Source organism: Pseudomonas sp. RL_5y_Pfl2_73 (assembly GCF_963970515.1).
GTDB lineage: Bacteria > Pseudomonadota > Gammaproteobacteria > Pseudomonadales > Pseudomonadaceae > Aquipseudomonas.
Genome location: NZ_CAXAPD010000009.1, coordinates 136,693 through 157,145 on the forward strand (window position 1 = coordinate 136,693; position 20,453 = coordinate 157,145).

Here is a 20,453-nt window from a genome sequence, read left to right on the forward strand (position 1 = left end):
TGTGCCCTCACTTCGGCCCTCGTGGTTAACGGGGCGCCGAGATCAACGTCCACCGCGAGGCGGCCTGACAGCCGACCTGTTTTTTGATGAGACCGTGTTTCTCCTGTGGCCGCGGGCTTGCTCGCGAATGTCTGTCCAGGCGAAATCAGGGGGCGTGTGAGGCCCTTATGGTTTGAGGTACAGCAAAAGACAGGGGGCATTTATTTGTTGGCGCAGGACGACGGGGCGATAAAGGGAATGAATCACAACGGCAATGCCGGCACCGTGTGTTTTGCCTGGGCATTCGATCTGAACAGCCGAATCGCCACCTCCGGCGGTGCCGCGGTCAGTTTCAATCAGTTCATCGTCGAGGACGGGCGAATCCTCCAGGGCCGGATGCGTCATGTCCGACGGGTGGAAGCCGACATCATGGAAGCGGCACGCTCGAGCCAGGGTGTCGAGACCCTGGAGCAGATCAAGTTCGCGATTATCGAGCGCAATGGGAAGATTTCGGTGATTGCCAAGGAACCGTCCTGAGCACGTCGCCGGGGACTTATTTCGTGGCGAGGGAGCTCGCACCCGTTGTATGTGCAGGCGCTGACGAAGGCTGCGATCTTTTGATCTTTCGCTGAGTCGTAAAGATCGCAGCCTCGTTGTACTCGACAGCGCCTACGCCACTTCTATGCCTACAGAATCGGCTTACCCCCGGTGATCCCATAGCGGGCGCCGGAGATGTAGCTGGCTTCGTCCGAGGCCAGCAGCACATAGATCGGCGCCACTTCGACGGGTTGGCCGGGGCGGCCAAGCGGGGTCTGGGAGCCGAAATTCTGTGTCTCTTCCTCGGGCATGGTCGCCACGATCAGCGGCGTCCAGATCGGTCCCGGTGCCACGCTGTTCACACGGATGCCCTTGGGGCCGAGCATTTGCGCCAGGCCGCCGGTGAAGTTGGCGATGGCGCCCTTGGTGGTGGCATAGGCCAGCAGCGTCGGCTTGGGCATGTCGGAGTTGACCGAACTGGTGTTAATGATCGAGCCACCCGGCTTCATGTGCGGGACGGCGGCCTGGCAGATCCTGAACATCGCGGTGATGTTGATATCGAACGTACGCACCCATTCTTCGTCGGATATTTCCTCAAGACTTTCATGGGTCATCTGGAACGCGGCATTGTTGACCAGGACGTCGATATGCCCGAAGCGGGCGACGGTTTCATCGACGATTTTGCGGCACTGGTCTTTGTTTGCCAGGTCACCGGGCAGCAACAGGCATTGGCGTCCGGCCTGCTCGACCCAGCGGGCAGTTTCCTTGGCGTCTTCATGCTCGTCCAGATAGGCAATCGCCACGTCCGCGCCTTCACGGGCAAAAGCAATGGCGACGGCGCGACCGATGCCGCTATCGGCGCCGGTGATCAGGGCGATTTTGTTAGCCAGTCGTCCGGAGCCGATGTAGCGCTGTTCACCGCAATCCGGGTAGGGGTCCATTTTCCGTTGGCTGCCGGGCACCGACTGACTTTGTTTCGGGAAAGGTGGGAAAGGGTAGTCGACCATTGTCGTTCTCCAGGCTTGATGGGGTTGCGATGGAGGGTGGACTGTGGGGTTTCGGGCAGAGTTCGGTCGGATTTTCTTGCTTGTCGATGAGCGTGATGACTGACGTTTCGTCGGTGAATAGAGAGCGGCGACGGACATTGAATGACGCTGTACGCTTCAATGAACGTACGGAGTTCGATAGGGAGCAGGACAATGTTCAGCCACATACAGATCGGTGCGCGCGACCTGCCGAAAATGGTCGCTTTTTATGACGTCGTCCTCGGCTGCCTGGGACTGGAGCGTATCGAGGGCGAGCACGACTCGGGCCCGCCGGGGGAGGGTTGGCGGCGGCCCGGCAAGCATTGGCCACAGGTTTTCGTCCAGTTGCCTTTCAACGGCCTGCCCGCCACCTGGGGCAATGGCATGCAAGTGAGCTTCGCCGCTGACTCCCCGCAAACCGTGCGTGCTGCCTGGGAGCAGGCGATTGCCATGGGCGGCTCCGACGAAGGCCCACCCGGCCCGAGGCCGCAGTATTGCGAAGGTTATTTCGGGGCGTATTGCCGCGATCCGGAGGGCAACAAGCTGTGCTTTGTCCATGCGCCGGATATGCAGGAATAAACCCCAACCCCCTCGATCCTGCACGCGCCGTGCAGGCGCTGTGTAGGCGCTGACGAGTGCAACGAGGCTGCGATCTTTCCACTGTCCATTGAGTCCAAAGCGAAAGATCAAGATCAAGATCAAAAGATCGCAGGCTTCGCCAGCTCCTACAGGCGCCGCGGGAGCAGGGGGGATCAGCCCCTGGCTTTCAGGCTGCGCTCCATCCGCGCAATCCCTTCCTCAAGCAGTGTCCGCGGGCAGCCGAAGTTCAGGCGCACGAACTGACCGGCGTCGTCGCCAAAATCCAGGCCGGCACTCAGCCCCACCTTGGCTTCTTTCAGGAAGAAGCCCTGCGGGTCATCCAGCCCCAACGCGGAGCAATCCAGCCAAGCCAGGTAAGTGCCTTGGGGCACGGTCATGGTAATGCCCGGCAGGCGAGTGTTCACCGCTTCGACCAGGTAATCGCGGTTGGCTTGCAGATACGCCTTCAAGGCCTCTAGCCACGGGCCGGCTTCGCTATAGGCCGCTCGGGTCGCTTCAAGGCCCAGGGCATTGACGCTGTCGACCATGCCGGCCCGGGCACTGTTGACCCGTTCGCGCAGCTTGGCGTTCTGGATAATGGCGAACGAGGTTTTCAACCCAGCGATATTGAAGGCCTTGCTGGCGGACATCAGGGTGATGGTGCGCTCGGCAATTTCCGGGCTGAGGGAGGCGGTTGGAATGTGCACGCGGCCGTCGAAGCACAGTTCGGCATGGATTTCGTCGGAGATGATCCAGGCGTCCTGCTCCAGGCAAATGTCTGCCACGGCCTTGAGTTCCTGGCGGTCAAACACCTTGCCCAACGGGTTGTGAGGATTGCTCAGCAACAGCGCGCCACCGCCCTGCAACGCGTCGCGCAATGCAGCCAATGGCGTGTGGAATTCACCGTTGACCGGGGCGAATGGCAATTCCACTTTATTCAACTGCCAGTGACCCGGGGCGTTGCGCAGCGGCGGGTAGTTAGGCACCTGCACCACGACATTCTGCTGGGGTTGTACCAAGGCATGCAGCGCCATGTTGAAGCCCGGCTCGACACCCGGCAGGAACACAATCTGCTGGGGCTCGACGCGCCACGCGTACTTGCTCCACAGATCGGCCACGACGGCGGCACGCAGATTGTCCTGGGCCACGCTGTAGCCCAGCATCGGATGTTCCAGGCGCTTGTGCAGCGCGTCGATGATCACGGGCGGGGCGGGGAAATCCATATCGGCAACCCACATCGGCAACACATCGGCCGGGTAGCGGCTCCATTTGGTACTGCCGGTGCCGTGGCGCTCCAATACCGTGTCGAAATCGAAAGTCATGGGGGCTCCATCAGTCAGTCATGAGATGGCGACCATCATAAAGCAAAGATCAGCGCAGAATGGATGGGGTTATATGAGTTGCCGTCGTCTCAATACGAGGCCGTTGCCGTGAATACGCCCAACGGAAGGTAATCGGAAGATTCGAGCGCTACGATCGTGGCGACCAGGAGGAAGGAGGACGACCAGCTGATGATGGCGCCCGATGTCCACAACGCAAGATCGCCCGCCCGTCGGCGGATTGCTCCTGCAAAACAGCCCCCCATGAAGTCGTTCAGACCAATGCCATTAGCCGTGACACCCAATATGGCCCGGGCTAATGTCCCGATTCATCGCGGTGTAATGCACGGGGGAATGTAGCCCTGTGTATCCAAGTCCATTGTCGATACGGACGATTTCATTCAAAGCCGTCCCTGACACATGCGCGATACCTGGCTGACGTCAAATGAGCCCACCGAGACAGCCCAATCCGTCTCACAAGCTCATCCCACGTCGTTCGCAAGGAGCTTCACATGGACATAAACCCGACATCCGCCCCCCGGCATCGCCGTCTGCTCGCGCCAACCCTTCTGGCGTTCGCAATGATGCAACTGGGCACCTTGGGATTGACCTCATCCCGGGCAAGCGCCGCCGATCTGCCCGCGAGCACCATCGGTATGATTACCCCTGGCAGTCACACGTCGTTCGGCCCGTTGAAGCACCTCAAGGCTGGCCTGCTGGACGTCTCCTATGCCGAGGTCGGTCCCGCCGATGGGCCGGTGGTCATCCTGCTGCATGGTTGGCCCTATGACATTCACAGTTACGCCGATGTGGCGCCAGCGCTGGCAGAGAAGGGCTATCGCGTGCTGATCCCGTATGCCCGCGGTTATGGCGATACGCGCTTCCTGTCGGCCAAGACCCTGCGCAACGGCCAGCCTTCTGCGCTGGCCAGCGATCTGATTGATTTCATGGACGCACTGAAGATCAAGCAGGCCGTGCTCGGCGGTTATGACTGGGGCGCACGCACCGCCGACATTGTCGCGGCCCTTTGGCCGGAGCGGGTGAAGGCGCTGGTGGCGGTGAGTGGCTACCTGATCGGCAGCCAAGAGGCCGGCAAGACGCCGCTGCCCCCGGCCGCCGAACTGCAGTGGTGGTATCAGTTCTACTTCGCGACCGAGCGTGGACGCCTGGGCTATGAGAAAAACACCTACGACTTCGCCAAGCTGATCTGGAAGCTGGCGTCACCCAAGTGGAACTTCGATGACGCGACGTATGAGCGAAGCGCCGCTGCCTTGCGAAATCCCGATCATGTCGCCGTTTCAGTTTTCAACTATCGCTGGCGCCTGGGCCTGGTCAAGGGCGAGGCCAAATACGATGGGCTGGAAAAGAAACTGGCGATGTTCCCGTCGATCAGCGTGCCGACCATCACCCTGGAAGGCGATGCCAATGGCGCTCCCCACCCGCCTGCCGAAGCCTATGCCAAGCGCTTTACCGGCCAATACGAACATCGTCTGATCGATGGTGGCGTCGGCCACAACTTGCCGCAAGAGGCACCGCAGGCGTTCGCCCAGGCGGTGATCGACGCCGATCATCTTCAATGATGTCGCGTTCCCAGCATCTGAAGTGAAGGGTTGCCTGAAACAACGAATTTTTCTCCCAAGGGCTGATACTTGAAATCACCTTGGATCAGGCAAACATGCCGGCGGATCCGGCAAGCGGATTGGCGTTTCTCTCCACATACTCTCGCGGCCCTGAGGCCCTGCCACGGCTGTATCCGAGTGGCAGGGGCTTATGTAGGCCATCGAAAACATGTGTGCGAGTGCTTGATATGGAAAACAACGCGATCCGCTTTGCCTGCAACGGCTGCGGGATTTGCTGCAAGGGTCGGCTGATTCCACTGACGCTGGATGAGGCAAGGCAGTGGCTACACCGTGGACATGAGGTGGCGGTGGTGCTGGAGGCATTCGATGAGACGACCTGGTCTTCGCAGCCTCGACAATTCGCCCACAGCGCCCAACGGGCCGTGGAAGTCACCAGTGGCGATGCCCAGATTCGAGTCGTTGCGGTACTGGCTGGCAATGCGCTGACGCAGTGCCGCAATCTCGGCGACGATGGTCGTTGCGGCATCTATGAAGAGCGGCCGTTGGTCTGTCGAATCTACCCGATGGAAATCAATCCGCTCATTGCCTTGCGTCCTGCCGACAAGATCTGTCCTCCCGAGGTCTGGGAGACGGGCGAGGTCTTGTTTACCGACCGCGTCGTCGATCCGATCCTGGCCGATCAGATCGATCGTTCCCGCCAGGCGGACAGGGACGATGCCCAGGCCAAGATTGCGCTGTGTGAAGCGATGGGCATGACCGTCGCCGCCTGGAAGGACAACGCGTTGGCGGTGTACTTGCCTGATCGGGCGCAGTTGGCCGAAGCGATCATTCGCTACGACCGCGCGCCGGCGGCACCGACAGGCCGGGACTGGAAAGTGCGGGTTGAAACGCCGGCCTTGGCCCAACGACTGCTGCAAGCGGGTGTCGCGTTGGATGATCAACGGTCAAATGGCTATATCTTCCAAAATCTTTAGGTGCCCAACGAAGCCATCACTTCGTGCATTCCCTGCTCCTGAAGCATCTTGTCATCTCTAGGTCGGCGTGACGGAAGCCCGTTCCAGGTCGTCGAATCGAGCAAGAAATTGCGCCAATCAGGCAAGCGGCGCGAACCGCCGACCCAGCATACCGCGTCCATACTGATCGACGACTTGCGGTGAGGGCGAACATTGTTCGCTCTCATCTGTGAACGGTCGTGGGCCCGATGTTTTCAGGAGTGAGATGTGCACACCGACTTTAGACGCGACCAGGGCGTCAGCGATATCAGACGCCTGGCCGCTTCGGTCAGCCAGCTTGTGCCCAGCGAGGGCGACCAGATCACCGCCATTGCCGGCTTGAGCCTGCATCGGCGCAACGCGATCACTGCGCCGACACACTGCATCTATGGCCTGGGCATCGGTGTGCCCTTGCAAGGGCGCAAGCAAGCCATGCTCGGGGACGAGATACTGACCTACGTGCCCGGCCAGTCCATGGTGACCTGCGTGGATCTGCCGGTCATTTCCCATGTCTCCCAAGCCAGCGTCGCCAAGCCGTTCCTGGGCATGATGCTGAGATTCGATAGCACGATGGTAATGCAGGTGGCCGAGCGCATGCAGTTGTCACAACGCATGAGGGACGACGCGTTTCGACCGATTACCGTACAAGCGCTGGATGTCGGCCTGCTGGACGCCCTGCGACGCTTGATAGACCTGCTCAAGGAACCGTTGCTGCTTGAGGCAGTGGCTCCGCTGATCAAGGAAGAGATCATCGCTCGCCTGTTGAGCGGTGCCCATGCGCCACAGTTGCTGCATGTGATCGCCGCCGGGACACCCAGCCAGCACATTGCCAAGACGGTTGCCTGGCTGAAACTGAATTTTCGCCAGGCGTTGCGCATGGACGATCTGGCGGCACAAGCCCATATGAGTCCTTCCACGTTTCGCCAGCATTTTCGCACCGTGACCGGAATGAGTCCGTTGCAATACCAGAAGCAGCTGCGGCTACAAGCCGCTCGGCAGTTGATGTTGAGCCAGAACGTCGACGCAAGCAGTGCAGGGGGCTTGGTTGGTTATGAAAGCGCGTCGCAGTTCAGCCGTGAATACAGCCGCCTGTTCGGTGCACCACCGCAGCGGGATATCAAGCGCATTCGCTTGTGATCGTGAGGCGTGCCAGACAGCCTCACACGGCTGTCACGCCAATTTGAAAGGCAACTCACGCAACGGTTTTCCCGTCAGGCTCGCCACCGCGTTGGCAAAAGCGGGAGCCAGTGCCGGCAGGCCGGGTTCACCCATCCCCGTAGGAGGTTCGGCGCTGGGCACGATGTGGACGGCAAACGCCGGCATGTCGGTGATGCGCGGCACGCTGAAGTCAGCAAAATTGCTCTGCTGCACCACGCCATCTTTCAGGGTGATCGCGCCACCTGGCAGGCACATCGACAAGCCCATCAGCGCCGCGCCTTGGACCTGGGCCTCGACACTGCGTGGGTTGACGGCCAGGTTGCAGTGCACACCAGCGGTTACGTTGTGCAGCACCGGACGGCCGCCCTGCACCGAGGCTTCGACGACGTAGGCCACGACCGAACTGAACGACTCGTGGACCGCCACGCCCCAGGCGTGGCCCGCCGGTAACTGGCGCTTGCCATACTCGCTCTTGTCCACGGCCAATTGCAGCGCCTCGCGATGGCGCGGGTTCTGCTTAGCAAACAGTTTCATCCGGTAGGCCACTGGATCCTGCTGGGTCGTGCGGGCGATCTCGTCGATCAGCGTTTCCATCACGAACGCCGTATGGGTGGAGCCCACGCTGCGCCACCACAGCACGGGAACGTTGAGCTTGGGGTGATGAACCGTCAGCCGCATGGGCAGCGGATACGGATTGCGCAGGCCTTCCGTGGCGGTCGGGTCGATGCCGTTTTTCACCCGCCCGCCAAACACGGTGCCGGAGAGGATCGATTGGCCCACCAGGGTGTGGTCCCAGGCGAGCACCTTGCCACTGTCATCAAAGCCGATGCGCGCGCGGTGCAGGTGCATGGGGCGATAGTAGCCACCCTTGATGTCGTCTTCCCGGCTCCAAAGGGTGCGAATAGGGGCGTTGACCCCGGCGGTGCGCGCGGCCTTGGCCACTTCGCAAGCCAGCACAACGAAATCGTTGGTGGGCACGCCGCGTCGGCCAAAACCACCGCCGGCGGTCTGCACGTTCACCTGGATCTGCTCTGGCTTGAGGTCCAGCACCTTGGCGGCCGCGGCACCATCACCGCCGGGGAACTGCGTACCGACCCACAATTGAGCGCCATCCCCGGCTAGCTGCACGGTGCAATTGAGGGGCTCCATTGGGGCATGGGCGAGGTAGGGAAACACAAACTCGGCGTCCAGTTGATGCGGCGCGCTGGCCAGTGGCGTCATGTCAGCATCAAAGTGCAGTGGGCCGGGCTGGCTGGCCAGTTCCCGGTATTGAGCCAATTGTTTCTCGCTGTCCACTTTTTCTACAGCGTTGGCATTCCACTCCACTTTCAGCGCATCGCGTGCCAGCTTTGCCTGCCAGTAACTGTCGGCAACCACCGCAACACCTTCGGCGCCGCCGTCCAGTGGTACGCGTAACACGGCTTTTACACCTTTCGTGGCACGGGCCGCGCTGTCATCCAGGGAGGCGATTTTGGCGCCGAACACCGGTGGCCGGGCGACGACTGCCGTGAGCTGTCCCGGCAGATGCATGTCGATGCCGAAATCCTGCTGGCCGCTGCTCTTGGCCTTGGCATCGATACGGGTGATGGCCTGGCCGATGATGCGGAAATCCTTGGGATCCTTGAGCGTGATTTGCTCAGGCACCGGCATCGCCATCGCGGCTTCGGCCAGTTCGCCGTAGCTGGCTTTACGACCTGCCGGGCCGAGGACCATGCCGGCGTGGGTGCTCAGGCTGGCCACATCCACGTTCCAGCGCGCGGCGGCGGCACCCAGCAACATGGTGCGGGCACGGGCGCCGAGTTCGCGGTACTGGGTATAGCTGTTCTTGATCGAGTTGGAGCCGCCGGTGAGGTGGATGCCAAAAGCCGGGTCCATGTAGGCGGCGTCGTTGCTGCCGTTGCGACTGCGCATCAGGTTCCAGTCGGCATCGAGCTCTTCGGCAAGAATCATCGGCAAGCCGGTCTGCACGCCTTGGCCGAACTCCAGGCGGTTGATGGTCACCGTGACTTCGCCGCTGGGCGCGATCTGCACGAATGCCGAGGGTTGCTGGGTCGGTTTGAGTGGCGCTGCGGCGGCACCATTGGCCTGCTGGGCCAGGGCCAGGTGTGGAAACGCCCCCAAGGCCAGCCCGCCGATGCCGACGATCTTGAGAAAGCTGCGGCGGGGCAGCGCAGCGGGGGCGTCAGCCTCGTCACGTTCAAGCAGGTGTTGCAAGGCGCGAGGCTGCTCGCTCGGAAAAATGTCGTTCAACATGGTCTGCTCCGATCAGGCAAGGGCTTTGGCGGCATCAGCCACCGCAGCGCGGATACGGGCGTAGGTGCCACAGCGACAGATGTTGCCGGCCATGGCCGAGTCGATCTCGGCGGCCGTGGGCTGCTTGCCCTTGGGCTGGGCCTTGAGGAAAGCGGTCGCGCTCATGATCTGGCCGCTCTGGCAGTAGCCACATTGCGCCACGTCATGCTTGACCCATGCTTCGTGCACGGCGCTGCCGACCGGGTCGCTGCCGTTGGTTGCTGCTTCGATGGTGGTGATCTTCTTGCCTTCGGCGGCAGCAATGGGCGTCACGCAGGAACGAATGGCCTGGCCATCCAGGTGAACGGTGCAGGCGCCGCACAACGCCGCGCCGCAGCCGAACTTGGTGCCGGTCATGCCCAGCGTGTCGCGCAGGGTCCAGAGAATCGGGGTGCTTGGGTCTACGTCGACCGTGTATTCACGGCCGTTTATGTTCAGGGCGCTCATAGGGGGACCAGCTCCGGATGGTTTGGCTCTGGTTAACTATAGGAAGGAATATTCAGGCCAAGTTGCACGATCCGGGCTGATTCTTGCCTGATCTTGCAAACCAATGCGCCCAGGCAGAACTACGCTGTCTTATTAGAGCAAAAGGGCGGTACTCCCAGCCACCAAGGACGATAGGCAGGAAACATGTCATGAGCGTGACGATGCTCCCAAGCAGTACTTATGAGGTGAGACAGAACGAGATTGCCATGGTTTCCCGGCGTAAAGGTATTCAACGTAGGGAAACATTGTTCACGCAAGGCTTGAATCCCTGCATTGGCGTGTTGTTATGGGACGACAATTGGGTCGTGCTAGGCCACCTTCATGACTCCACACAGGGTTCATTCGAAGCTTCGTATGCCGCGGTGTTGATGAAAATGCGCACTGATTCGGGCGGCTTGTCGGTCATATCCGGCGGGATCCTATATCACAAAAACCTGCACACTCATTTGATCGATCACCGGGACACCCTGAGAAATTATCTCAGGGATAATGGCGTCGTCGTCCAGACCGACACCGTCTCAAGTAACGACGATCCTGAGAATCCTGCACTGCGAGTGGCAGTGTCACGTTCCGGAAAATACGCAACACCGCACATCAAAACCACGATGCAAGCGCCAGGCAAACCATTAGCCGTCACACGGGCTGGACCATACGCTCAGATTATTACACCGAGGCTCATTGGGCTGGCGGTTCCAGCCATCACGATCATCACTGGGCAAGACCAGGCGGAAACCTATGACCACGGCAGCTTTACGGCCCTGGCCCGGAGGTATGGTTTGTAGGCGTGGCTTTATTTTTGTCCATCAGACCGCCCCTGGCGCGAGCCATATCGGCGAAATTGATGTGGCGGGGGACGCGTCTTAAGAACGACGAGCAACCCTCATTGAGTCTTCCCTGAAAACCCGCAGTACCTGGCAGACCACACCACCGCCAACGTCAACAGCAAGAGAGCGACCAGCACAGGCGCAAACGCAACGACACCCAGGTGATCGAGCAGGAGACCTCCCACGATCCTGCCACCCAGCAAGCGGGCAACGATCGTCAAACCATAATCGGACGAAAGCGTCGTGACCGTATTGGCAATGGCAAAACCGGCAATGGCCAGCAGCAGGAGTGACCGGCGCCGCATGCCTTGGGTCGCGGCCGTCAACGGAATAGCCGCCAGTAAGGAACCTATCGCATAGACCGTGACCCGAGGCGTTGCTGTACGTCGTGCGCGATGCATTGGGGATTGCCTGCGTGTCGGATTTCACCGTGCGCGATGCCATCGCCGCCGGTGAACTGGTCACCGTCCTCGACGACTTAAATCGGCATCAGAACACCTTCCGCATGCTCTGGCCTTCAAGCAAGCACCTGGCGCCGAAACTGCGGGTGTTCATTGATTTCATGAGCAGTGAATGGTTCAAGTGACTCACCGGCGACACGTTCCAACCCCTGCGCGAGCCTGTTCAGATCAAGGGGTCTTGTTCTCGACCAGACAGTTTCCGCCATCCACCACAATGACTTCGCCCGTGAGATAGCTCGCCTCTGAAGACGCAAGGAAAGCCACCAGTGCAGCGACCTCTTCGGGACGTCCGGCGCGGCCCATCGGCGTATAAGCGGCCGCTTTGGCTTCCTCTGTGGTAGTCGACCCGGTGGTGATCCAGCCGGGAGCGACGCTGTTCACCGTAATCCCTTGCTGGGCGACTTCCAGCGCCAGGCTCATGCTCATTCCAACCATCGCGGCCTTTGCGGCGCTGTAACCCGCTTCACCGGGATTACTGCAGCGGGTGCCGGTAGTGGAACTGATGTTGACGATGCGCCCGTAACGACGTGCCCGCATGCCGGGCAGCACTGCCCGTGTAAGCAGAAAAGCCGTGGTCAGGTTTCGCGCCAGTGTCAGGTTCCAGGTGTGCAGATCCATGCTTGCCAAGTCGGAAAAAGACTCCGGGCTGCCTTGCATCGCCATGCCTGCATTGTTGACCAGAATATCGATCCGCCCCCAGAGGGACTCTGCCCACACCATGAACTCACGTACCTGGTTTTCATCGGTAAGATCGAGGGCCCGGCCTTCGACTTCGAACCCTTCGGCGCGCAGTTCTGCGACTCGATCATTGATTCGCGCACTGCTGGCGTTGATGATCAGTCTGGCACCTGCAGTACCCAGCCTGCGCGCGATCGCCATGCCGATACCGATCTCACTGCCAACCCCGCTGATGAGTGCCACGGGGTTCTGTCCAACTGCGTTTGGCATGGTGCCTCCAGAGGGGGGGTAAGTGATTGCCAGGCGCCGGCGCGCTATATAAACATCCTGATCAACGCCCGAATACCGCCGTCATCCCCAACAACCGCTTTTGCCGCCAAGCCGGTGCGCTCGTGGGGAAAAGCACTTCGTTTGGCCGATAGCGGGCGATGCCGCAGGCGGCGGCGATGCGCTGGCGTTGCTGGCCGTGGATAAGGGCTTGCTGAAAGCTGTGTTCGCTATGGGCCAATCCCAGCATATAACGAGTACCTGCCGGGAAGTGTCCGCTATTGGCTTGCCACCATCTTTCGATTGCCTGCGGGTCGGGCCAGGGCAGGTTTTCATCGGGGTCCATCGCGACATTGGGGTCTTCAGGGTCATCGTTCGGGCCAGCATCGAAATCCGGCAAGGCCTGCAGTTCCAGGTCGAGTAGCGCCAGGTCGGCGCCGGTGATCAGGCTGAAGGCTTCACCGGCGACGCGGGCATAGGGCAGGTCGCTCATCTGCTCGATCAACCACGGTACGCAGACCGGATCGCCCAGCAGCCCAAGGGCTTGAATGCCGATGTGCCGATCCCTGGGATCCTGTACCCACTGGCGTATCCAGGCGATGCTGGGCTCGCGTTCCTGCCAGGCCAGCAATATACAGAGCGCGCGGTACTGGAACGCGCCCGGTTGCTCGGCGAATGAGCGCAGAGGCTCCAAGGCCTGCTGATCTCCCATTTGGGTGGTAGCCCAATTGGCCCAGAAGCGCGTGGCGGAGTCTTCATGCTGGCGGTGGGCACGAATCGCCGGCAGCAGGTCACGCCGGCGCAGCTCGCCGGCAGTGCGGGCGGCACGCGCCAGCACGCTTGGGTCGGCATCGGAAAGTCCGGTTTGCAGGGCGGGGCCTGGATCGTGGCGATGCATGCCGCAGGCGGCGAGGCCGAGGCGACGGAACAGGGGCTCGGGGGCAGCGAACATGCGGTCGATCCAGGGCGATATCCGCTCCCAGTCGAGCCACCCGAGGGCCATCAGATACCCACGCTCCGTTTCCAAGGCACTGCGTAAATGAGTGCTGAGCAGCGACAGCCCCTTCGCATTGGCCGCCTCGAAGGCCAGCAGCACACTGGCGAACATCTCGCCGACGGTGTGCGGGCCGAGCTGGGTCAGCAGAGTCTCCAGACCTGTTGAGCCGGCAATGCGCAGACCATCGAGATGAGCGTCGATGCGTTCGTCCAGTTTGCTGAGGTCGTCAAGGTCATAGTGGGGCGCGCGCACGGCGTGATCGTGCAGGAGGATGAGGAAGCAAGCTTCTTCGGCGTGTTGCTCGATCATTGATGAGATGGGGACCATGACGTCTCTGTCTTGTTACGGCACCAGGTTTGCAAAGAAGTAACGTTTACCGACTTCGAAGTGCAGGGGAGAGGCCATGTACCGGTCCAGGACAGCGGCCGCATTCAGCGGTTGGAACTCGCCGTTTTTTCCGTAGAAGCTGGAACAGTCGACGCCGGAATACACCTCGAATTTACGCCTCCAGATAAGAAAGTTGCTCCAATCGATCCATTCGTCAGTGCCTGAAGGAACCAGGGACTTTCTCATGACCCAGACTTGTTTGTTCATGTCGACGGGCATCCCCCCGGAAATTGAGCAGCGATCGCTGCCATAAGCGTTCTGCAGTTCGCTAAGTAGTGAATCGACAGCCGCTTTGTAATCGACTTCGTTCAGGCCACTGTCAAAGAATTCGGGCTCCTCATTTTCGATGGGGTCAAGCAGATTGGTTAAATTGGCTTCCACGGCGGCTCGGTCGGCCCGACGTGCAAACGTACGCCATGCCTCAACCATGAAAGGTATCAGCCACAGCACACCAGACCACTGGGCTGCCAGGCACGCCTCGATGCGAAGGTAAGTGGGGCCTTCGAGTATGAGCTCCGCAAGGAAATCCAGGTCAGTGTCGAGCCCTGCATCAGCGGTTAAGCCGAGGCAGGCCGATACCAGCGTTGGATCGCAACTGGGGTCCACTATCCATTTGCGCAGTTGGGATACGTGGCTGTAATCGCCATGCTTGGCCTGTTCCAGAATCGCAGCAAGTGCAATCCACGGATCATCATTCATCCATCCGTCAGGTGACAATACTTCTGCCGGAGCGGGGCCACTGTAGTGATATCCACGTCCCTTCCAATAGAAGCTGTCTTGAAGGAAACCAGGTCTTTGGGTGTGCTTGTAAATAGAGGCTTTCATCATTCGGGCCTTGGAAAACTATTGATGCGTGTCTCTTGAAGTGCACTCAGCTCTCCTTCGAGCTTCTCACACTTCTTGCCAGTAGGGGCGAGATTCCCTTGCCCGGCCGGACAACCTCCGGCCGCCTTGGGGACTCTATGCGCCACCGGCTCTCCCTGGCCCACTTCTGTTTTCCAACGCATATAGCCTGGTCTGTTAATCGCCCAATCATTTTCAATGTTGGCTTTCTCTCGTTTGCTCGTTACGTAGTACTTATTGCAGCCGCTCGGTTGCTTTCCGGCGGGTGGCAACAGGTGCCTGCACTTGGGGTTGGCCCGGACTTTGGCGAGCACGGCTGCATTCTTGGGATTTTGTGCGGTGCCGTAGAATTGCTCCTCCGTCATGTACTCCCCGTTCGCTTGAGCCTTGGAGTGCGCCGCGCCGCCGCAACATTCACATTTGTGTTTGCCCGGCACCTTGGCGTCTTGTTGCACCGGACTGTATTTGGCGGTGTTGACCATGGGCACAGCCGCATTCGCTGCGGGGCTGGCATGATTCGATGTGGTGAGATCGGTATGTCTGTCTACGTTCTGGCCTTCGAAAAGAACATCCATTGACCATGAGACAAAATAGGTCTTGCCGGTGATGACGTGAGTGATGACACCGGCACCCTGGCTTCTTGTGGCGGCTTCATCGCCCAGCGGTGAAGTTTTATAGAAGGAGCGATTTTTTAACATGATCTCCTTGTTTTCGATCTTGACGGTCTTGCTGCCTTTCTTCATGTCCTTGGAAAACGAGGTGTCTGGATAGGGCACCGGGATTGGCCCCCCCGGAGGCGGTGGTGGCGTCAGGCAGACATCCGGGAACGCCGCGATGACCTTGCCGCCACCCGCTTTGCAGGCAATCTCATCGCCGTTTGCGTAAACGTCGCAGCTCATAGGTCCCCCTCTGGTTGGCTAAGGTCGAGCACGACGGCGGCGGCGCGTGCGCCGGCCAGGGCACTGCTCAGACAGATCGCGGTGGTTCCCGGTGCATAGCCTTTGCGAAACGCTTGGTCGGCGAGTATCAATTGGACGATTCCAACAATGGCCCCGGTGTCACCCATGGCCTCTGCCCAATGCCACAATGGCTGATCCTCTTTTCGGACTGTCCGAAAAAGCCGGGCCTCCATCAACGGAAGTTCCTTGAACCCGTATTGCTCTCCCGTGACATCGGACAGGCGCAGGTCAATTTCATGCAGACCCAGTTTGGCCTGCGCGAGCGCCGTACGAGCGGCGTCGGTCAGCCCGCCTGCCCGCAGGGGTTTGCTCGACAAAAGAGGCGCCTCTTCTTGTCCAAAGCCCAGGCCTGAGATTTGCAGGCAGGTACCAGGTTGCCGATAGGCCTGAATCAGGATGGCCGCGGCCCCTTCGCCAGGAAACAAGCCGTCATTGTGAGTCGCCGTTTTCAGCCGGCGATGTTCGTCCAGCCACTGCAGCGTCAAGGCGCTGAGCAGCGAGTCAACACCCGCCACCACACAGGCGGGAACCCGTGTTTCCTGCATTAAACGACTGGCTTCATGAAGGGCATGCATGCCGGCAACATGGCCAGAGGGGATGACCCTGGAATGCGTTGGATGGAACTGTATGCCCAACTTGGAAGATACGTCCTGTATGACGGCCTGGGCTATTTCCCTGATATTGATTCCGGGGCGCTCCGGTTCAGCCAGGCACAGGAGAAATGGCACTTCTATCCAATCCAGCTTCGGCGCACCCTGTATCAACTCGACCAGTGCATGCATCATGAGCCCGGACATGCGCGCTGCTGCCGGCAGAGCCAGGTCAAGGCTGGGCACAGCCGCGCCGATGATGGGTTCGCACGCGTTGTCAAAAAACGGCAGCTCCTGGAGTGCTGACAGCCCGGCGCGCTTGGCAGCACAGGCGCTGGCGACGCATAAGCCCACGGGACACGCCATGCCCATGCTGGTGATGAAGAGGGCGTGTCCCTGCATGGAGGTCATATCTCCTCTTCCGCGGGAGGATAGGCTTCCTTAGTCCACGCGATGAGTTGAGCCAATGACTTGAAGTGTTGTTTTCCTCGCATGCGTTCTTCGTTGGCCTTGGCCTGTTCGAACTGATCGGCGGTTTGCCCGACGATGACCTTGGCCACCTCCTTGATGTTGCGCCCGAGGGGCGAAGAGGCTCGCCATGTCAGCGTCAGGCGATTCGCGTCAGGTTCAAGAATGACGGTGTCGACCACGGCGGCTGCTTCCCGTGTGCTGTCGTCGTGAAAAACGACAAGCACCGCTAGTTTCAGGTTTGCCGGAAGCCTGAATGCCGAGCGGCCTTTATCGCTCAGATTAAGCAGCGCGACTTCTTCGCCCCCCCGGGGATAATCGATTTGCTGGTCCTCGGGTGCACATTGGAAATAGCGCAAGTCAAAATCTTCGGGAAGGAATGGAAATTGATGATCAAGCCACGCCTGATCATAGGTGCCGGCCCATTGGATACGCTGCCGCCATGCTCGACCAATCGGGCCAAATGCCATTGGCTTGTAATGCTCGTGGGGGGCGGTGACCGGCCTGTCCAGTTCTTCGGTATTTGGGAGCGGCAAGCCATTGGTCTGGGCACTGTTTGCTGCGGGGTAAAATCCGGCTCCAACCGGGTTCCATGGGTACCATTTGTGTTTGGCCGGGTCTGCATGCGTGCGATCCACGCCGCCAAAAGCCTGCGCGTAGGTAATCGGCATTGTGGTGAATGGAACAGGTTTGCTTATCGAGTGTGAGAGGGCGCTGTCCTCATAGATTCGTGCCCCAATCACTTTGAATGCTTTGACGAGAGTCCCCACTTTCAGCGCTACGTTCACCTCCGTCGCCGGCTCTCCATTGGGGGCGTGGCAGTGACCATTGAGCAGGACATCGCAGCGGGGCTTGTGCAGCGCAAAATCGTTTTCGTATAACGCAGATGAGTCACTCGGTTCACCAGGGAATACGTCGGCCAAGATCAACGGAGCCTGTTGTTCGAGCAGGCGAGGCGCATGTCCAGGGTGATCTGGAATGCCGTAGGTTCCTTTCGCCACCACGACCAGCCATTCACGGCCCGTTTTATCGGTTGAGGTCGTATAACCGCCGACGAGGCGAGTCTTGTTTACCAATTCCATGGCGTCATTGCCTCAGTTGATCTGCACCGAGCCGCCCTTGATGCGGTTCACACCGGATGATCGGCTCGATAGATAGGCCCCTCGGATCAACACCTTGCCTTCGCGCGTGAGGGTAATGCTCGCCTTGCCGCAGCGCAGGACGATTTCCCGTTCTGCGGTGAATTCCAAGCGCTCGCCGTCCAGGTCGGCGACGGCGGGCGTGGTGGTTTGCGGCAGGCGCTGGATGCGACCGATCACCAGCGGTCGGCTCAGGTCGCCGGCCTCGAACATCAGCGCGACCTGGTCGCCAATGTCTTCACGAGAGAGCGGGGTGGTGGTGCGTGCGGCGAGGCCGGTTTCGCCGGGGCAGCCAGGGAAGGCCACCATCGGGGCATCTGCCCTGGGCACATCCAGCAGCACCCCAATCACGACGCCATCCACGCGGGTGGGCGTGGCGGTGGCGGAAACGGGTAAATGATATTCAACGGTCATGGCGCCGACTCCGTGGCTAGTTCTGCAGAATTTTCTGGCCTTTGACGACCACGTTCTTGTTCGCCTTGATGTTGATGGCGCCGGAGCCGTCGATGGTGATGTTCTTGCCGCTGATCACGATGGTGCCGTCCTTCTTCATGGTGATGCTCGCCGCGCCCGTGGTCAGGCTGATGGAGTCGCCGGCGTTGAGAGAGAAGTGCTTGCCCACGTCCAGGCTGTCGTTCTGCTTGATGTTGGTGGTGCGGTTCTGGGCCACGTCGCGGGATTCGTTCTGGCCGATCTGGGTGCTCTGGTTGCCGCTGATCTCGATGCCTTCGTTGCCCTGGACCGTTTCGTTACGGTTGCCGGTGATGCCGATCGTTTCGTTGCCGCCCACGTCTTCGGTGCGGTTGCTGGCGATGCTGATTTTCTCGTTCGCACCGACTTTTTCCGTGCGGTCGGCACCGATGGTGATGGTCTCGTTACTGCCGACATCCTCGGTACGGTTCACACCGATGGAGATGGTTTCGTTATTGCCGACCTTTTCCTTGCGATCCACACCGATGGTGATGGTTTCGTTGTTGTCGACCGTTTCGGTGCGGTCGTGTTTGACGTGCACGGTCTCGTCGTTGTCGATGGTCTTGCTGCGGTCGTGGCCGACCCAGTGGGTCTCGTCGTTCTCGACCTCGATGTCCTGGTTTTTTTCGGCGTGGATAAACAGCTGCTCGGCGCCTTTGTTGTCCTCCATGCGGATTTCATTGAAGTTGGCCGGTGAGCCGCCCTTGCTTGAACGGCTTTTCGTCCCGCTCTGGGTGGCATTGGCGGGCAGCGCGTAGGGCACAGTCTGTTCGGCGTTGTAGACGCGGCCAGTGATGATTGGCCGATCCGGATCACCCTCGAGGAAACTGACGATCACTTCCTGGCCGATCCGCGGGAGCTGCACGGAGCCCCAGTTCTTGCCGGCCCAGGCCTGGGACACACGAATCCAGCAGGAGCTGTTTTCGTTGGACTGGTCATGGCGATCCCAGTGGAAATGCACTTTGACCCGGCCATACTGGTCGGTCCAGATCTCCTCGCCACTGGGACCTACCACCACGGCAGTCTGCGGTCCACGGACGATGGGCATGGGCGTGAGGGGCAGAGGGCGGAAGGCCTGGTTGGCATCCATGCAGTCCAGCTCGCTGACGAACTGTTCGTCGACGTCAGACTGCCCGCTTTCATAGGCATCCTGACGAATCTGATAACGGGCGACCACCACGAGATACTCGCGGTTCTGGTCCGCACGGTCGTACCCCGTCAGCGTGAACACATGGCCGCAGCCGATGCCGCGGGCGCGGCCGCGTAATTGCACACGCTCGAACTGACTGTGAATGGCTTCGATGCGGGTACGGGCGTAGTGATCGCCATCGTTGCTCTGGACATATTCACCTGGGTAGTCGTAGAGCGGGTAGTCGGCGTTGGTGTGGTCGCGCGGCACACTGGAGCGCACCTCAAGGCTGGCGCGCGGGCGCAGGAAGTCATAGTCGTTCAGGGCCAGCGAACCGGGTTGTACTTCCCGCGCCAGTTGCCAGTCGTAGAAATGATCGCGCTCGCGCATTTGCCGGTCAGGCGGATAGAAGGGCACCGAGGCATAGTCTGGTGCCGTGGTGTGGGCGCCATAGGCGTCGGCCAACACCAACACATGACGCGCTTCTTCATGGCGAAAGTAATAATAGATGCCTTCCTGCTCCATCAACCGGCTAACGAAATCGAAGCTGGTTTCGCGGTATTGCACACAGTATTCCCACTCGCGATAGCTGCCGCTCAGGCTGTCCTCGAAATCAGAGAAGCCGAGGTCGCGGAACACCTGCTTGATGATGTCCGGCACGGTCTTGTTCTGGAAAATCCGGCAATCGGAGGTGCGCGTGAGCAGCCAGAACCAGGGCCGTAGACTGACGCGATAACCGGCGAACTGGCCATGCCCGGTCAGTTGCCGGCAGCTGCAGACAATGCCGTGGAAGTAGCGTTTGCCACCGTCGTACAGCTCCAGGGTCAGGCCCATCGGCTTGCCCAGCAACTGGTCGAACGTGATCGCCCGGTCTTCGGAGGTCAGGTCCAATTCGTAATGGAACAACCGCCCCAACTCTTCGCTGCCGTCCATGCTTTGCAACAACAGGACATCGTCGCCGAGAGGACTGTCGACCTGTACCAAACGGTTGTTTTGCGTGATTGCCATGAGCGGCTTCCTTGGCTCGGGCCCGGGCGTCAGTTGGCCGTCATCAGTAAGGTGGCGTCGCACGCAGGGGCGTCGCCATAGGGGATGCCAGGGGGCGTTGAGTCCAACAATTGCTGCACATCCGCCACAGGGGTGATCTCCTTATCGGTCTTGCGGTATTCAATCAACTGAAGGTATGAGCAAATCCGTATCCTGCGGATTAGGGTGTGTCCGAAGCCATTTGATGGCGTTTCTGACCCGTCGGGTACGTTCCGGCATCCAGCTCAAACTGGCAGACGCTGAGGT

18 protein-coding genes and 2 pseudogenes are annotated in these 20,453 nt (G+C 60.2%); 7 read left to right on the plus strand and 13 right to left on the minus strand.

What is annotated here, in order from left to right:
* Positions 1–342: 342 nt before the first annotated feature.
* Positions 343–516: pseudogene (locus AACY42_RS11340) on the plus strand (YetF domain-containing protein); the annotation flags it as partial.
* 149 nt (positions 517–665) lie between these two features.
* Here the strand turns inward: AACY42_RS11340 and AACY42_RS11345 are convergent.
* A complete protein-coding gene (locus tag AACY42_RS11345; RefSeq protein WP_339479359.1) occupies positions 666–1,523 on the minus strand; it encodes an SDR family oxidoreductase in 858 nt (285 codons plus the stop codon).
* A 192-nt stretch (positions 1,524–1,715) separates the two neighbouring features.
* Here AACY42_RS11345 and AACY42_RS11350 point away from each other — a divergent pair, with 192 nt between their 5' ends.
* Complete coding sequence (locus AACY42_RS11350; RefSeq protein ID WP_339479361.1) at positions 1,716–2,120, plus strand: VOC family protein; 405 nt, start codon at positions 1,716–1,718, stop codon at positions 2,118–2,120.
* Positions 2,121–2,293: 173 nt separating this feature from the next.
* Here the strand turns inward: AACY42_RS11350 and AACY42_RS11355 are convergent, their stop codons facing one another.
* On the minus strand, positions 2,294–3,442 hold the full coding sequence (locus AACY42_RS11355; RefSeq protein WP_339479363.1) for a MalY/PatB family protein: 1,149 nt from the start codon (positions 3,440–3,442) through the stop codon (positions 2,294–2,296).
* A gap of 509 nt (positions 3,443–3,951) precedes the next feature.
* Here AACY42_RS11355 and AACY42_RS11360 point away from each other — a divergent pair.
* From AACY42_RS11360 to AACY42_RS11370, 3 genes are all read left to right on the plus strand, one after another.
* Positions 3,952–5,019, plus strand: coding sequence for an alpha/beta fold hydrolase (locus AACY42_RS11360; RefSeq protein WP_339479365.1), 1,068 nt, complete (start codon positions 3,952–3,954; stop codon positions 5,017–5,019).
* Positions 5,020–5,246: 227 nt separating this feature from the next.
* Positions 5,247–5,993 carry a YkgJ family cysteine cluster protein gene (locus AACY42_RS11365; RefSeq protein WP_339479367.1) on the plus strand — a complete coding sequence of 249 codons (747 nt, stop codon included), beginning with the start codon at positions 5,247–5,249 and terminating at the stop codon, positions 5,991–5,993.
* Between the two features lie 246 nt (positions 5,994–6,239).
* Positions 6,240–7,148 (plus strand): AraC family transcriptional regulator, encoded by a 909-nt coding sequence (locus AACY42_RS11370; RefSeq protein ID WP_339479368.1) that lies wholly within the window; start codon positions 6,240–6,242, stop codon positions 7,146–7,148.
* Between the two features lie 33 nt (positions 7,149–7,181).
* Here the strand turns inward: AACY42_RS11370 and AACY42_RS11375 are convergent, their stop codons facing one another.
* Together AACY42_RS11375 and AACY42_RS11380 are read right to left on the minus strand one after the other, a co-directional pair.
* Positions 7,182–9,422 carry a xanthine dehydrogenase family protein molybdopterin-binding subunit gene (locus AACY42_RS11375; protein WP_339479369.1) on the minus strand — a complete coding sequence of 747 codons (2,241 nt, stop codon included), beginning with the start codon at positions 9,420–9,422 and terminating at the stop codon, positions 7,182–7,184.
* A 12-nt stretch (positions 9,423–9,434) separates the two neighbouring features.
* A complete protein-coding gene (locus AACY42_RS11380) occupies positions 9,435–9,908 on the minus strand; it encodes a (2Fe-2S)-binding protein (protein WP_003201837.1) in 474 nt (157 codons plus the stop codon).
* Positions 9,909–10,096: 188 nt separating this feature from the next.
* Between AACY42_RS11380 and AACY42_RS11385 the strand changes: the two genes are divergently transcribed.
* Positions 10,097–10,729, plus strand: a complete 633-nt coding sequence (locus tag AACY42_RS11385) for a hypothetical protein (RefSeq protein WP_339479370.1) — start codon at positions 10,097–10,099, stop codon at positions 10,727–10,729.
* A gap of 212 nt (positions 10,730–10,941) precedes the next feature.
* Here AACY42_RS11385 and AACY42_RS11390 read toward each other — a convergent pair.
* Positions 10,942–11,139 (minus strand): annotated as a pseudogene (locus AACY42_RS11390) (MFS transporter); the annotation flags it as partial.
* 20 nt (positions 11,140–11,159) lie between these two features.
* On the opposite strand from AACY42_RS11390, the gene AACY42_RS11395 reads away from it, so the two are divergent.
* On the plus strand, positions 11,160–11,357 hold the full coding sequence (locus AACY42_RS11395; protein WP_339479371.1) for a LysR substrate-binding domain-containing protein: 198 nt from the start codon (positions 11,160–11,162) through the stop codon (positions 11,355–11,357).
* Positions 11,358–11,400: 43 nt separating this feature from the next.
* Here AACY42_RS11395 and AACY42_RS11400 read toward each other — a convergent pair whose 3' ends face one another.
* The 8 genes from AACY42_RS11400 to AACY42_RS11435 form a co-directional block, all read right to left on the minus strand.
* Positions 11,401–12,180, minus strand: a complete 780-nt coding sequence (locus tag AACY42_RS11400; RefSeq protein ID WP_339479372.1) for an SDR family NAD(P)-dependent oxidoreductase — start codon at positions 12,178–12,180, stop codon at positions 11,401–11,403.
* 61 nt (positions 12,181–12,241) lie between these two features.
* The gene (locus AACY42_RS11405) at positions 12,242–13,501 is read right to left on the minus strand and encodes a TIGR02270 family protein (protein ID WP_339479373.1); all 1,260 of its coding nucleotides are present in this window, start codon (positions 13,499–13,501) and stop codon (positions 12,242–12,244) included.
* Between the two features lie 15 nt (positions 13,502–13,516).
* Complete coding sequence (locus AACY42_RS11410) at positions 13,517–14,386, minus strand: hypothetical protein (protein ID WP_339479374.1); 870 nt, start codon at positions 14,384–14,386, stop codon at positions 13,517–13,519.
* Positions 14,386–15,303 (minus strand): DUF4150 domain-containing protein, encoded by a 918-nt coding sequence (locus AACY42_RS11415; protein WP_003201902.1) that lies wholly within the window; start codon positions 15,301–15,303, stop codon positions 14,386–14,388. Before AACY42_RS11415 ends, AACY42_RS11410 begins: the two co-directional genes overlap by 1 nt.
* A complete protein-coding gene (locus AACY42_RS11420; protein ID WP_339479375.1) occupies positions 15,300–16,364 on the minus strand; it encodes a 3-oxoacyl-ACP synthase in 1,065 nt (354 codons plus the stop codon). The genes AACY42_RS11415 and AACY42_RS11420 overlap by 4 nt, the downstream gene beginning before the upstream one ends.
* On the minus strand, positions 16,361–17,503 hold the full coding sequence (locus AACY42_RS11425; protein WP_339479377.1) for a DUF2169 family type VI secretion system accessory protein: 1,143 nt from the start codon (positions 17,501–17,503) through the stop codon (positions 16,361–16,363). The genes AACY42_RS11420 and AACY42_RS11425 overlap by 4 nt, the downstream gene beginning before the upstream one ends.
* A gap of 12 nt (positions 17,504–17,515) precedes the next feature.
* Positions 17,516–17,974 (minus strand): DUF6484 domain-containing protein, encoded by a 459-nt coding sequence (locus AACY42_RS11430; protein ID WP_339479378.1) that lies wholly within the window; start codon positions 17,972–17,974, stop codon positions 17,516–17,518.
* Between the two features lie 16 nt (positions 17,975–17,990).
* Positions 17,991–20,168, minus strand: a complete 2,178-nt coding sequence (locus tag AACY42_RS11435) for a type VI secretion system Vgr family protein (protein WP_339479379.1) — start codon at positions 20,166–20,168, stop codon at positions 17,991–17,993.
* Between the last annotated feature and the right edge of the window lie 285 nt (positions 20,169–20,453).